This is a genomic window from Mycobacterium europaeum, assembly GCF_034555895.2.
GTDB classification, from domain to species: domain Bacteria; phylum Actinomycetota; class Actinomycetes; order Mycobacteriales; family Mycobacteriaceae; genus Mycobacterium; species Mycobacterium europaeum.
On record NZ_CP157316.1, the window covers coordinates 173354 to 187507 of the forward strand.

Annotated in this window: 13 protein-coding genes; 7 read left to right on the forward strand and 6 right to left on the reverse strand. The window is 66.1% G+C overall.

All coding sequences use genetic code 11. From position 1 onward, the window contains the following. Window positions 1-8: 8 nt before the first annotated feature. Window positions 9-443, reverse strand: coding sequence for a Zn-ribbon domain-containing OB-fold protein (locus U8D42_RS27875; protein ID WP_322860548.1), 435 nt, complete (start codon window positions 441-443; stop codon window positions 9-11). 1 nt (window position 444) lies between these two features. After that, complete coding sequence (locus U8D42_RS27880; RefSeq protein ID WP_009953786.1) at window positions 445-1632, reverse strand: thiolase family protein; 1188 nt, start codon at window positions 1630-1632, stop codon at window positions 445-447. A gap of 110 nt (window positions 1633-1742) precedes the next feature. Between U8D42_RS27880 and U8D42_RS27885 the strand changes: the two genes are divergently transcribed. From U8D42_RS27885 to U8D42_RS27895, 3 genes are read left to right on the forward strand one after another with little or no spacing between them, the layout of a single operon-like run. Next, on the forward strand, window positions 1743-2201 hold the full coding sequence (locus U8D42_RS27885) for a MaoC family dehydratase (protein ID WP_009953787.1): 459 nt from the start codon (window positions 1743-1745) through the stop codon (window positions 2199-2201). Then, window positions 2195-3391, forward strand: a complete 1197-nt coding sequence (locus U8D42_RS27890; protein WP_009953788.1) for a thiolase family protein — start codon at window positions 2195-2197, stop codon at window positions 3389-3391. Before U8D42_RS27885 ends, U8D42_RS27890 begins: the two co-directional genes overlap by 7 nt. A 3-nt stretch (window positions 3392-3394) precedes the next feature. After that, the gene (locus tag U8D42_RS27895) at window positions 3395-4957 is read left to right on the forward strand and encodes a class I adenylate-forming enzyme family protein (protein ID WP_009953790.1); all 1563 of its coding nucleotides are present in this window, start codon (window positions 3395-3397) and stop codon (window positions 4955-4957) included. A gap of 10 nt (window positions 4958-4967) precedes the next feature. Here the strand turns inward: U8D42_RS27895 and U8D42_RS27900 are convergent, their stop codons facing one another. Then, the gene (locus U8D42_RS27900) at window positions 4968-6266 is read right to left on the reverse strand and encodes a TetR/AcrR family transcriptional regulator (protein ID WP_009953791.1); all 1299 of its coding nucleotides are present in this window, start codon (window positions 6264-6266) and stop codon (window positions 4968-4970) included. 29 nt (window positions 6267-6295) lie between these two features. After that, entirely contained in the window at window positions 6296-6610 is a 315-nt protein-coding gene (locus U8D42_RS27905; RefSeq protein WP_009953792.1) for a hypothetical protein, read from the reverse strand. Window positions 6611-6731: 121 nt separating this feature from the next. On the opposite strand from U8D42_RS27905, the gene U8D42_RS27910 reads away from it, so the two are divergent. Next, on the forward strand, window positions 6732-7931 hold the full coding sequence (locus tag U8D42_RS27910; protein ID WP_009953793.1) for an amidohydrolase family protein: 1200 nt from the start codon (window positions 6732-6734) through the stop codon (window positions 7929-7931). On the opposite strand, the gene U8D42_RS27915 is transcribed toward U8D42_RS27910, so the two are convergent. Continuing rightward, window positions 7928-9082, reverse strand: coding sequence for an acyl-CoA dehydrogenase family protein (locus U8D42_RS27915; RefSeq protein ID WP_009953794.1), 1155 nt, complete (start codon window positions 9080-9082; stop codon window positions 7928-7930). The genes U8D42_RS27910 and U8D42_RS27915 overlap by 4 nt on opposite strands. Before the next feature lie 220 nt (window positions 9083-9302). Between U8D42_RS27915 and U8D42_RS27920 the strand changes: the two genes are divergently transcribed. From U8D42_RS27920 to U8D42_RS27930, 3 genes are all read left to right on the forward strand, one after another. Next, complete coding sequence (locus U8D42_RS27920) at window positions 9303-9497, forward strand: ferredoxin (protein ID WP_009953795.1); 195 nt, start codon at window positions 9303-9305, stop codon at window positions 9495-9497. A gap of 76 nt (window positions 9498-9573) precedes the next feature. Further along, window positions 9574-11868 carry an acyl-CoA dehydrogenase family protein gene (locus U8D42_RS27925; protein WP_322860547.1) on the forward strand — a complete coding sequence of 765 codons (2295 nt, stop codon included), beginning with the start codon at window positions 9574-9576 and terminating at the stop codon, window positions 11866-11868. 44 nt (window positions 11869-11912) lie between these two features. Further along, a complete protein-coding gene (locus tag U8D42_RS27930) occupies window positions 11913-13103 on the forward strand; it encodes an acyl-CoA dehydrogenase family protein (protein ID WP_009953797.1) in 1191 nt (396 codons plus the stop codon). A gap of 3 nt (window positions 13104-13106) precedes the next feature. Here the strand turns inward: U8D42_RS27930 and U8D42_RS27935 are convergent, their stop codons facing one another. Next, window positions 13107-14114: an acyl-CoA dehydrogenase family protein gene (locus U8D42_RS27935; protein ID WP_322860546.1), complete on the reverse strand. Its 1008-nt coding sequence runs from the start codon at window positions 14112-14114 to the stop codon at window positions 13107-13109. Window positions 14115-14154 lie beyond the last annotated feature (40 nt).

The following is a 14154-nucleotide window of genomic DNA, read 5'->3' on the forward strand; positions in this document are numbered from 1 at the left end:
AATGGACTCTAACTCTCCTCGGCCGGTCGGAACGCGAACGTCAGCAGCGACTGACCGTCGGCGGTCTCCAGGGTGGTGGTGGTCGAGACCAGGCGCTGGCCGATGCGCAGTTCGTCGGCAGTCGCATCGACGATCAGCGTCTCCACCAGCACGCCCTCGGCCAGCTCGACGAAGCCCACCACATACGGCTGGAACACTTTCGGATCCCGATTGCCCTTGTAGGGTAGCGGTGGCGGGAACTCCTGCGTCGTATAGGTGTACAACGTTCCCGCGGTGGACAATTCGATCGGCTCGATGTCCTGCTGAATGTCGGAGTCGCCGTCGAACAGCTCGGGCCGCTCTGCAGGGAACTTCACCGCACCCGACGAACGCCTGCGCGACGCGAACAGCACCGCACGGCCGCCGTCGACCCAGAACAGTCCCTCGGTGATCAGTGCGGTCATCTCAGGCCACCTCAATGACCATCGCGGCACCCATACCACCGCCGGCGCACATTGACAGCACGCCGATACCCCCACCGCGCCTGCGCAATTCGTAGATCGCCGAGGTGACCATGCGGGCGCCGGTTGCGGCGATCGGGTGGCCCAGGCTGATGCCCGAGCCGTAGACGTTGACGATCTCCTCGTCGAGACCGAGTTCGCGCGCACACGCCACCGCCTGAGCGGCGAACGCCTCGTTGATTTCGAATAGTGCAACATCCTCGAGCTTGCGGCCCGCCAACTCGAGCGCCTTCGGGATAGCTTTGATCGGCCCGCTGCCGGTCCGCGTCGGGTCCAGTCCGACCTGTGTCCAGGACAGCACGCTTGCCAGCACTTCCTGCTGGGTGTCCGGGCTGGCCAGCGCGACCACTGCCGCGGCATCGTTGATCCCGGAGGAGTTTCCTGCCGTCACGGTGAAGCCTTCGATCTCAGGATGCAGCACCTTCAGCCCGGCAAGCGACTCCATCGAACTCCCGCGCCGTGGATGCTCGTCCTCGGCGAAGGTAATCACGCTGCCGTCGGCCTGGGGCACCTGGAGCGGGATGATCTCGTCGGTGAACGCCCCGGTGTCGATGGCCCTGATCGCGCGCTGATGGCTGCGCAGCGCCCACTTGTCCTGGTCCTCGCGGGTGATCCCGTACTGAAGGTTGCAGTTGTGCGCGACGGTGATGGACATGTCCATGGCGGGCGCTTCCGCAGTCGGCGGATGCGACTCGGGGAACCACTGCGCGTAGTCCTCGGGCGACTTGCCTGCGGTGAAGAGCTTGCGCTTCTGCATGATTGGGCCGGTCGACAGCGACTCCATACCGCCGGCCAGGATGGCGCGGCTCATCCCGGACGCGATCTGCCCGGCGCCCACGGCGATGGCCGAAAGACTCGATGCGCACTGGCGGTTCACGGCGAGCCCGGGAATGTCGAGCATGCCGAGGGCCACCGCGATGTAGCGGGCACTGTCGCCGCCGCCCTGCATGCTCTCGGCCAGCACCAGGTCGTCGAAGTCCGCCGCGTCCAGTCCGGAGCGTTCGACGACGGCCTGCACGACGGGTTTGGCGAGCTCGATCGCGGGCATGTTGGCCAGCGTGCCCTTGCGCGCCGTTCCGATCGGTGTGCGGGCAGCGGCCACGATCGCTGCGCGGGACGTGGTGGTGGCCATGTGTCTCCCAAGATCGTTAGAGTTGACGGGCTGCTTGCCCGACGAGCGAGGCCAGTCTATACCGTTAAATAGATATCGGTATATCGGCGCAGGCGACGTTGGGAGCAGCGGTGAAAATGATCAGGTCCGTGGACGATGCACTCGCGACGATCGGTGAGGAACTGGGCGTCAGCCGGTGGGTGGAAATCGACCAGAGCCGGATCGACGCCTTCGCCGACGTCACGATGGATCATCAGTGGATCCACGTCGACGTCGAGAAGGCCAAGGCCGAAAGTCCTTACGGCGCAACGATCGCGCACGGCTTTCTCACGCTCTCGCTCATCCCCGGTGTGAGCAAGGACAACTACCGCGTCGAGAACGCCAAGATGGGCATCAACTACGGCCTGAACAAGGTGAGATTCCTGTCCGCGGTCACCGCCGGTAGCCGCATCCGAGTCCGGTCCGAGCTCGCCGACGCCACCAAGGTCGCCGACGATACCGTGAACCTGACCGTGCGACACACCGTCGAGATCGATGGAGTCGACAAACCGGCCGCCGTGGCCGAACTGATCGCGCGGTTCGTATGGTGACCGGTGGTCCGTTCGACGGCAAGGCCGTCCTGACCGGAGCGGGTAAGTCGCAGGTCGGCCGCAGGCTGGGCCGGACGGGATTGGACCTCACCCTCGAGGCGGTGCTGCGGGCGATCGCCGACGCCGGGCTGAGCGTCGACGACGTAGACGGGATCGCGAGTTACCCGGGACCGGGTGTGCCGGACGCGGGGTTCTCCGGAGCGACCGTCCAAGAGGTCCGCAACGCACTCGGACTGCGCACCCGCTGGTACGTCTCCGCGATGGAGACAGCGGGGCAGATCGGCCCGGCGATCGAGGCGTGCATGGCGGTCAGTCTCGGGCTGGCCAACCACGTCGTGGTCTACCGGTCGGTATGGGAATCCACCGCCGCGCAACAAGCCGGCGGCGGTCGGGCCTCGGTGCTGTTCGGCGGCGGGGAATTGCCCCCGCACCTGGAATGGACGGCGCCCTTTGGCGCACTGTCGGCGGCGAACTGGCTGGCGATGCCCGCCCAGCGCTACATGCACGACTTCAGCCTGACGCGCGAGCACCTCGGCCGCATCGCGATCAACGCCCGCACCAATGCCGGACTCAATCCCGATGCGGTCTATCGCGAACCGATGACGATGGACGACTACCTCGGTGCGCGGATGATCTCCGAGCCGCTGTGCCTCTATGACTGCGATGTGCCCTGCGACGGCGCCACCGCCGTGATCGTGTCGCGCCGTGACGCCGCCAACGGCCTGCCGCGACACCCGCTGACGGTGGAGTCCGTCGGGCCCGGGATGTTCGAGCGGGCGACCTGGGATCAGCGCGGCGACATCACCACGATGGCGGCGCACGATTCGGCGGCCACGCTGTGGGAGCACACCACCCTGACTCCCGCCGATGTCGACATGGCCCAGCTCTACGACGGCTTCTCCTTCCTGACCGTCATGTGGCTGGAAGCGATGGGCTTCTGCGAGCACGGCAAGGTCGGCGAATTCGTCGGCGACGGTTCGTCTATCGCACTGGACGGTTCGCTGCCGATCAACACCAGCGGCGGTCAACTCTCCGGCGGGCGACTGCACGGAATGGGCTTCCTGCACGAGGCATGTGTGCAGTTGTGGGGCGAGGGCGGCGATCGGCAGGCGCCCCGCACCCCCGAGGTGGTGGCAGTCGGTGTGGGCGGCGGGCCGGTGGCTGGATCGATGCTGCTGAGTAGCCGGTAACTCATGTCGAGGGCCGAAGTCGACGACATGACGCTCGGTGACATCGTGACCGACAACGCAGTCCGCTTTCCCGACGTCGTCGCCTACCGGTACGGCCAGCGCACCGTGACCCACGCACAATTATGGGACCGGGCGGTCCGATTGGTGTCGGCGATGGCCGCGGCAGGGGTGAGGCGCCAGGACCGCATCGCAGTGTTGAGCCGCAACAGCATCGAGTTCGGCGAACTGAACGCGGCCGCCCAACTCGGCGGAATTATCATGGCCACCATCAACTTTCGGCTTTCGCCTCCCGAGATGGATGATGCGCTGCGGCGCGTCGCCCCGTCGATCGTGTTCTGCGCCGCCGAGTTCGTGCCGGTGATCGGCGATCTCATCGCGGATATGCCGTCGCCACCGATGTTGGTGGTCATCGGCGGACAAGCTCCGCAGGGGATCACGGGCTACGAACGATTTGTGGAGGAAGGCCGTAGCGGCGAGCACGAGTTCGTGGCCCGGCCCGACGACATCGCGTACCTGCTGTTCACCAGCGGCACGACCGGCGCATCCAAGTGCTGCATCCTCGGACAGCGAGAGATGCGCAGGGTCGCATTCACCATGAACAACGAGATGCGTTGCGGCAGCGCCGATCGCGGGCTGATCAACATGCCGATGTTCCACTTCGGTGCGCTCGGGATTATCGGTGGGCTGCATGCTCGAGGCGGAACCGTGGTGCTGCAGCAACAGTTCGACGCGGCCGATGCGGTGCGGCTGATCGCCGACGAGCGCATCACGGTGCTGCATCTGGCGCCGGTCATGCTCAGGGCGCTCCTCGATGAGGTGAGTGATCGCTTGGCGGTGGAATCGGTTCGCACGGTGGTCTATTCGGCCGCGCCGATGACCGCGGCTATCCTGCGGCGGGCACTCGCCGTTCTGCCGGACGCGGGTTTCCTCAACCTTTACGGACAGACGGAAGTCATTGTCTCTGGACTGCCACGGGAACTGCACATCCTCGACGACCCCTACGCTGCCGAGCGGCTGAGCTCGGTTGGCTTCCCATTTCCCGACACCCGGGTACGTGTGGTCGATGCGGACGGTGGCGTCCTGCCCGTGGGGCAGGCAGGTGAGATCGTCGTGCGGTCCGACTCGATGTTCCGCGGCTACTGGCAGGACGCGGCGGCGACGCAGGCGACGCTGCGGGACGGGTGGTGTCGCACCGGCGACATGGGTCGACTGGACGAGCGCGGGCTGCTCTATTTGATGGACCGCAAGAAGGACGTGATCATCAGCGGCGGGGAGAATATTTATTCGCCCGAGGTCGAGGATGCGGTCAGTGCGGTTGACGGGGTGGCCGCTTGCGCCGTCGTCGGGGTGCCCGACGACAAGTGGGGCGAGGCGGTCTGCGCCGTTGTGGTGCCGCGCGGCGGTGCGTCGCCGACGCTGGAAATGGTGCAAGAGGGGGTCCGGCAGCGGTTGGCGCGCTACAAGGTGCCTCGTCGACTGGTGTTGGTCGCCGATCTTCCTGTACTGGCCAGCGGCAAGGTGGATAAGAAGCGACTGCGCGCCGAGCTGAAGGCCGCCGCCGGCTGAGCTCCTGTGTTCACGCTTCACGCAGGAGCGAACGGCGCAACAGCTTGACCATCAACTCAGCGGCCTGCTCGTCGCTGTTCGGTCCGCTAGCCCCCGTCGGCTCGGACATCCGGCCCAGGACCGCCACGAACACCGCGCCTGCCACGTCAGCGTCGATGCCGGGCGGCAGGTCGACGGTGGACAACAACGCGGCAACCGCCTGGAAAATCGCGCCAATACCGTGGTCCACATCGGCGTTGGAGAGCTGTTCTGCGACCGTGCCGTCGAACCACGCCCGGATCACGCCGCGGTAGGTGCGATGGAATCGGACGTAGCCAAGCATCCATTCGGTCAGCGAATCCGCGGCCTTGGCAGGCAGGGCGGCGGCGTGCTTTTCGATCTCGGCGACCGCTCGGCGGGTCAGTTCGGCCAGGATCTTGTCCTTGGTGCTGAAGTACCGGTACAAGGTCGCGCGGCTGACATCGGCGGCGGCCGCGATCTCCTCCATGCCGATGGCGTAGTAGCCGCGTTCGGCGAACAACGCCGAACTGACCGACAGCACATCCTGCGGAATCGGCGATCCCGACGCCTCGACGGCCGCCGGTGTCGCCGCGGCATAGTCGAGGGCGCGGGGCGTGGTTCGTGCGCATCCGTCTCTTGCCGGTGCTACCACCTGCAACACGTCGGCTGGGGTCTCGGGGAACAGCATCAGCTGCAATGCACCGGTCAACGACCACGTCACGGTCGCGCGAGCGGGCAAAGGGAGCATGTCCCGGTACCGGTAGAGGTGAACCATGTGGGGGATCCGCCCGAGTGCTGCGGCCGCATCGTCGGCTTCCAGATCCCGCAGGCGTGTCCGCCGCAGCCGATCGGTGACGGTCTGATGGAACTGGGCGGCGGCCGAGCTGGCATCGATGACGGCCAACCCGGTGGCCGTGCCGATGCCCGGAAACTCGGCGAACACCGCGGCGTGGGCGTCGTAGATATCCGCCCATGCGACGAGCCAACGGTGCAGCGCATCCACTCCGTCGACTGTCGGGCCGAGTTCACCGAGGTGTTCACCGTGTGCCAGCACATCGCGTTCGGCCAGCGCACTCAGTTCGCGGAAGATCTCTTCCTTGCCCGCGAAGTATTGATACACGGTCGCACGAGAGGCGCCGGCCGCCCTCGCGATGGCGTCAAGTGAGGTGGCGTGAAATCCGTTGGCCAGGAACACTTCCGCGGCGGATCCGAGTATGCGCTCGCGGGTGTGCAGGCCGCGGCGTCCCACACCGTGATTGGCGGCGGGGGCATAGCCGGAGCGCCGCAACTTGTCGGGAGTGCGAGCCATGTGTGAATTATCCGTACGCGCCGACACGCTCATCGGGCCGACGGCGCTCCGGGCAGGTTGCGCTTGGCTTTGCCCGGATAGCCGAAGAACTTCTCGAAGTTGGCGTCGTTGATGGGCTGCGCGCTGTTGCGGGCTGCAGCGGACCGCAGTGCATCGAGGCGGGCCTGGGCCTTCTCGAGCGCCTCGACCGGCCCGGATTGCTGCAGGCCTTGCACCTCTCGCGCAGCCGCGGCGATTTCCAGGCGCAGTCGTTCGCCCGCTTCGCCGAAGGTCAACAGGTCGTGGTCGTCTTCATCGACCTTGTTCCGGCCTGCGTCTTCGGCGGGTCGGTCCGTGGATTCCATGTCGCGCCTCTCAACTGCTGGACGAATGTGGCATGTGTCATATAGTCTGTGAGACGAACCGTCAGAAAACAAGACGATATGTCAGAAAAATACGACCGATCGTCAGATGCGAAGGAGCATCATGCCGCTTCAGGATGACCACCAGATCGTGTCCGTTGATGACCACTTGGTCGAGCACCCACGCGTGTGGCAGGACAGGTTGCCGCAGAAATACCTCGAACAGGGCCCGCGCATCGTCGAGGAAAACGGCATGCATCTGTGGCACTACGACGGTCAGGTCTTCCCGACCATCGGCCTGAACGCGGTCGCCGGCAAACCGCCCGAGGAGTGGGGCATGGATCCCGTCCGCTACGAGGACATGATTCCGGGCTGCTACGACCCCGTCGCGCGGGTCGCCGACATGGACCTCGACGGTGTGCAGTCGGCATTGTGCTTCCCGTCGTTCCCGGGATTCGGCGGCGGCACGTTCCAGCGTGCCGAGGACAAGGACCTGGCACTGTTGTGCGTCAAGGCGTGGAACGACTTCTACATCGACGAGTGGTGCGCGGTGGCGCCCGAGCGCTACATCCCGCTGGCGATCCTGCCGACATGGGATATCGACGCATGTGTGGCCGAGGCAGAGCGCGTCGCCGCCAAGGGTGCGCGCACGATCTCGTTCCCGGACAGCCCGGTGCCGCTCGGTCTGCCGTCATTCCACTCCGATCACTGGGACGGCTTGTGGCGGGTCTGCTCGGACGCCAAGATGCCGGTGTCGCTGCACTTCGGGTCCGGCTCGTTCGTGCCGGGTTTCTCGTTCTCGACGATCAAGCCGGTCCCGGGTCAGATGGCGGTGCCCGACGCACCGTTCGCGGTCGCGACGGCACTATTCTCCACGAACCTGATGTGGTCCACGGTCGACCTGCTGTTCTCCGGCAAGCTGCAGCAGTTCCCGGATCTCCAGATCTCGCTCGCTGAGGGCGGCATCGGTTGGGTGCCTTACATCCTCGAGCGAACCGACTACGTGTGGGAGCGGCACCGCTACTACCAGAAGATTGACTTCGACACCCGGCCTTCGGATCTGTTCCGCAAGCACTTCTGGGGATGCTTCATCGACGACGAGCACGGCCTGACGAACCGGCACAGCATCGGCATCGACCGGATCATGCTCGAGATCGACTTCCCGCACAGCGACTCCAACTGGCCGAACTCGCGCAAGCGGGCAGCCGAGGTCCTTGCCGACGTGCCCGACGACGAGTGCAGGCTGATCGTCGAGGAGAACGCCCGCCGGATGCTCAACTTCCCGCGGGTGGGTGCGGTCGATCGGCAACTCGCCGGCGTCTAGAGTTTGCCCCGCGAGACCAGCTGTGCGGCAATGACGTTGCGCTGTATCTCGTTGGTGCCCTCGCCGACGATCATGAGAGGTGCGTCGCGGAAGTAGCGCTCGACGTCGTATTCGGTGGAATAGCCGTAGCCGCCGTGGATTCGGACGGCGTTGAGCGCGATTTCCATGGCTACCTCCGACGCGAACAGCTTGGCCATCCCGGCCTCCATGTCGCATCGCTCACCGCTGTCGTATTTCTCTGCGGCGTAGCGGGTGAGTTGGCGCGCCGCGGTGAGTTTGGTGGCCATGTCAGCCAAATAGTTGCCGACCGACTGGTGCTTCCAGATCGGTTGGCCGAAGCTCTCCCGCTCCTGCGCGTATTTCAGCGCGTCTTCCAGCGCTGCGCTCGCCACCCCTAGCGCCCGCGATGCAACCTGAATCCGGCCCGTTTCGAGGCCTTTCATCATCTGGGCGAATCCTCTGCCTGGTTCATCTCCGAGGATCGCCGCGGCCGGTACGCGGCACTCGTCGAACGACAGCTCGCAACTCTCCACGCCCTTGTAGCCCAGCTTAGGCAGGTCGCGTGAGACGGTCAGACCCTGACCGTGTTCGACCAGGACTATCGAGATGCCCTTATGGCGTGGCTGCGCTTGTGGATCGGTCTTGCACAGCAGTGCGATGAGGCCGGACCTCCGCGCGTTACTGATCCAGGTCTTCGCGCCGTTGATCACCAGCTCGTTGCCCTCGGCTCGTGCGGTGGTCGTCATCGCCTGCAGGTCGGAGCCGCCACCAGGTTCGGTGAGCGCCATCGTGGCCCGCATCTCCCCGCTCGCCATGCGTGGCAAGTACTTCTGTTTCTGTTCTTCGGTGCCGTACAACGAGATCAGCTTGGCGACCACGGTGTGTCCGCCCATCGCGCCGGCCAGGCTCATCCAGCCACGGGCTAACTCCTCGGTCACCTTCACATAGCAGGGCATCGATACCGGTGAACCGCCGTATTCCTCGGGCACGGCAAGCCCGAAGATTCCGATCCGCTTCATCTGTTCGATCCACGCTTCCGGGTACTCGTTGGCGTGCTCGACTGCGCGGACCGTGGGCTTGACGTCGCGGTCGACGAAGGCCCGCACGGTTTCGACCAGCATGGTCTCTTCATCGCTGAGCGCGACTGTCATTGCAGCTCCTATCGAACATAGATGTCAGAACCAAGTGGAACATAGCTCAGTTGATCGCCACAAATATCCACTGACTCTGCGATATGAGTCAGGAATATGTATCGACACAAGTGTCAGAATAAGTGTGGACTAGAGGTGTGTCGAAATAGCTAAAGCTTTAGCCTTATGCTGAAAACTTGGATGAGACCGTACGCCTGGACGGTCGAGCGGAGGAGGTCGTATGAAGGTTCGGCTCGAGCAGTCGAAGTGCGTGGGCCATGCCCAGTGTTACGCCGTCGACCCGGATTTGTTCCCGATCGACGACTCCGGCTACTCCATCCTGGGGGAGCGTGAGGTGCGACCGGAAGACGAGCAGCTCACCCGCGACGGGGTCGCGGCATGCCCCGAGCTTGCTCTCATTCTCGAAGACGGCTGACGGGCGCGCTTGCCAAGCGGCTGCATTAACCGGCACACTCCAGACATAGTTAACCAAGTTGACTTTGTGGAGTGCCATGCAGACTGCTGATTGGCGGCCGCGTCTCGAGTTGCTGCTCGCCGAGTTTCGTCGTCGTCAGGCCGACGTCGCTCGGTCGGGCGTTGAACCCGACCGGATCGAGGTGGCCCGCGCTTGGCACGCCGAACTCGTCGACCACCAGCTGGCTGCGCCTGGGTGGCCCCGCGAGGTCGGTGGACTCGACCTATCGCTGGCGGATCAGCTGGACTACTACCGGATGACCACGGATGCGGGTGTGCCACCGCATCCGTGTCCGCTGTCGTTCATCCTCGCCCCCACGCTCATCGCGCACGGCACCCAGCAACAGAAGGATCGCTTCCTCATACCGCTGCTGCGCGCGGATGAGTTCTGGTGTCAAGGGTTTTCCGAGCCTGGGGCGGGCAGTGACCTGTCGTCGCTGTCCACCCGCGCGGTCCGCGACGGCGACGTGTACCGGGTGACGGGGCAGAAGGTGTGGACCACGATGGCCGATCGCGCCGACTGGATGTTCGCGCTGGTGCGGACGGGGTCGGGGGGCAAACCATCGGACGGGATCACCTATCTCTTGATCCCGATGAAGAGCCCCGGGATCACCGTGCGTCCCCTGCGCGACATCAGCGGCGCGGCGCATTTCGCCGAGGTCTTCCTCGACGATGTCGCGGTGCCCGTCGAGAATGTGGTCGGCGACGAGGGCGCGGGGTGGTCGATCATGCGCACATCGCTGGGCCACGAGCGTGCCACCGCCTTTCTGGCCGACGAGTTCAAGTACCGGCGCACGGCCGACCGGGTGATCGACCTTGTCGTCGCACAACGGCTTGACGACGACCCGCTGGTCCGCCAGGACGTTGCTCGGCTGGAATCCGGGGTCCGCACCATCGCAGCCAACAGCGCCCGCGCGCTGGCCCCGGTTCTGCGCGGCGAGGATCCCGGCGGTATGGCGTCGGTGAACCGATTGGTGAAGTCGGAGTTTGAGCAGCACATGCATGCGCTCGCCCTGCGCGCGGCCGGTCCCTATGCGGCGCTGGGCAGCCGCGCACCCGACGCCGTCGACAAGGGGCGTTGGACGTTCGGCTATCTGATGAGCCGTGCGACCACGATCGGTGCGGGCACCGCGGAGATCCAACGCAATACCATCGCCGAGAGCGTGCTCGGGCTGCCGTCACACCGCGGCGAGGGCACCCGGGAAGCGGCCGTCACGCCCGGCGCCCCGCTCACCGTGCCCGAGGAAGATGAACGCGAGCTGCGCGAGGTGCTGGCGGCGACACTGCAGGCCAAAGTGGACGAAGCAGCATTGCTCGACCGCAAGCGTCCCGTCGATGCGGCCGAGCCCGAAGTGTGGTCGGCGCTCGTCGAATTCGGCCTACCGGGCCTTGCTGTCGATGAAACCTTGGGCGGCGCCGGCGCCCGACCGCGGTTGCTGTACACGGCCGTCGAAGAGGCCGCCAAGGCATTGGCCCCGGCGCCGCTTGTCCCGACCGTGATCGGGCTCGACGTCGCGTTACATTGCGGCGCAAAGGCTTTGGTTAAGCGAATCACGGGCGGTGCAACGGCGGCGTTCGCCGTACCCGTCAACGACAGCGGCTGGGTGACCAGCGGCCCCGAGCTGCCCGAGTGGGACGGAACTGGTCTCTCCGGTGTGGTCCCGATCGTGGCGGGAGCACCACACGCCGAGGTGCTCGTGGCATTGGCTCGCGTCGCAGCCGGGGTGGGTGAGGTATTGGTGGCCGTCGACGCGTCCGCCGACGGCGTTGAGGTGACGGCCCAGCAGCCGCTCGACCTCACCGGCACCGTCGGCGCGGTGACCTTCAGCGGGGCGGCGGGGGAGGTGCTGGCCGACGGAACCGATGTGCCTCGGATGTTGGCCGCGGCGCGCCGCCGGGCGGCCCTGGCCGTGGCCGCGGATTCCGTTGGGGTTGCGTCGCGCGCGCTGGCGATGGCCGTTCAGTGGGCACGCGAACGGCATCAGTTCGGCCGCCCCATCGGCAGCTTCCAGGCCGTGTCGCACCGGTGCGCCGACATGCTGGTCGCACTCGAGGGCGCCCGCAGCCAGATCCTCGAGGCCGTCGAGTCCGACCTCGAGGAGTCGGGTTACCTGGCGGATTTGGCCGCCGCGGCCGCCCTCGATGCCGGTGTCGCCGCCACCGAGGGTGCGTTGCAGATCCACGGCGGCATCGGCTTCACCTGGGAGCACCCGATCCATTTGCTGCTGCGCCGCGCTCGGGCCAACTCCGTGTTGGTTGGCCGTGCCGACGCGCTGCGAGACCGGGCGGCCGGCGAACTGTTGGCGCCGTACCGACAACGGCGCTCCGAATAACGTTGAGGCGCTGAGACGTTCGTAATCAACAGGAAGACGGAAACGTGGAATACGGAATGGGTCCCGAACTGGAGGCCTTTCGCGCGGAGGTGCGGGCTTTCATTGCGGAGCATGCACCGCCCATACCGCCGCGGGCGGGCGTGCGCAGCGCTGAGAATGAAGCCGAACTCAAGGCGCTTCAGGATTGGACGGCGCGTCTGTTCGAAGCCGGCTACGTCGGCGCCGACTGGCCCGTGGAGTTCGGCGGCCGCGATGACCGCTCCGCTGAACACGCCATCGTGGTGGGCGAGGAGCTGGCCCGGGCTGCGGTGCCGGGCGTGCCGAGCGGTAACGCGCTGGCATCGCATGCGCTGATCCACTACGGCACCGATGACCAGCGCCGCAGGCATCTGCCCGAGATCCGCGCGGGTCGACAGCTGTGGTGCCAATTGTTCAGCGAGCCCGGTGCAGGAAGCGATCTGGCGTCGCTGCGTACCCGCGCTGTTCTCGACGGTGATACCTATACCGTCAACGGGCAGAAGGTGTGGACCACCGACGGACACTGGGCCGACTACGGATATCTGTTGGCGCGCACCGATTCCGACGCCCCCAAGCACAAGGGCATCAGTGCGTTTATCCTCGACATGTCCAGCCCGGGCATCACGGTGCGCCCGCTGCGCGAGCTGACCGGCACCTCGGACTTCAACGAGGTCTTCTTCGATTCCGTCGAGGTGCCGGCCGAGGCGATGATCGGAGAACCGGGACAGGGCTGGGCGATCGCAAACGCCACGTTGGGGCATGAACGTACCAGCGTGGGCGCCGCGGTCGTCAAGTTGAGGCTGGCCATTGAGGCATTGGTGCAACTCGCCTCGCACGTCACCGTCGACGGTCGCCTCGCGATCGACAACGACCGTATTCGTGATCGGATCGGCGAGTTCAGCGCCGAGGTGGAGGCGCTGTCCGCGCTGACGTACGCCAATCTCACGCGTTGGCTGCGTGGCACCGAGCGCATGCACGACGGCGCGATGGCCAAGCTGATGTTCAGCGAGCTGAATCTCGAGATGGCACGCTTCGCAGTCGAACTCGGCGGCGAGGCAGGCGTTTTAGTGGAGGGCGACCCGGACGTTCTCGACGGCGGTCGCTGGCAGGACGAGTGGTTGTACGCTCGGGCCTACACCATCGCCGGCGGCAGTTCGGAGATCATGCGCAACCTGATCGCCGAGCGGGGCTTGGCGCTGCCGCGGGATCGGCGCTGAATGTCAAGCCGTGAGCAGCGCCGCGCGGTGTTCGGCGACGCTCCCGTTGAAGGCTTCGTCGACCTTGATCCGGCGCAGGAACAGATGCAGATCGTGTTCCCAGGTGAAGCCGATGCCGCCGTGCACCTGCAGCGCCGTTCCGGCCACCTTGGCGGCGGCGGACTTCGTGTACGCCGCCGCCGCGGACGCGGCCCGGGACCGGGCAGCGGCCGACGCGGTGTCCAGTGCGAGCGCCGCGGCCCACAGCGTGGCCCGGCCGGCCTCCACCGCGACTGCCATGTCGGCGCAGTGATGCTTGACTGCCTGGAACGACCCGATCGGCGCGCCGAACTGCTCCCGCTGCTTGGCGTAAGACACCGTCATGTCGAGCTGTCGGGCCGCCGCGCCCAATGCGTCGAACGCCCGGTGCACCGCCAAAGCGTCGCGCAGCAGGGCCAGCGTGCCGGCAGGCAGCCGCGTCCAGTCGGCGATCGTCGCGTCGAGGTCCACGCGTGCCCACGAACGGCTCAGGTCGAGCGTCGACATGCCCGACAGCGTCGGGGCATTCAGGACCGCCAGGTACTCGCCGTCGTCCACGTGGCCTGCCACCGCGATGGAGTCCATATCGGCGGCCATCGGCACCGGACGGGTGATACCAGCCAGCCCCAGCGCATCGCCATCAAGAAGGGCGTCGGGACCGAGCGTCAATCCGGTCAGTTCGCCGTCTCCGGCGGGCGAGTCGACGTGGTCGAGCAGCCAGGCCGCGATATTGAGATCCGCGACCGGGAGCGAGCTGGCCGCGTATCCGTGCTCCTCGGCGAGGATGGCGAGATCCACATGGGTGCCGCCCATTTCGGGAGTGAGCAGCTCCAGAAGACCCGATTCCGCCGCATGCGCGACCGCCGCAGGATCGACGGTGACCGCAGCCGAGTCCAGCGTCGCGCGGACCCTGGCGATGGGGTCGTTTTTGGTGAGCCAGGCCCGCTCCGCCGCGGCGAGTTGATCCTGTTCGTCCGTCAAGCCGAAGTCCATCGCAAAACCTTTCACAAAGTTGACCTAGTAAACCATGTCC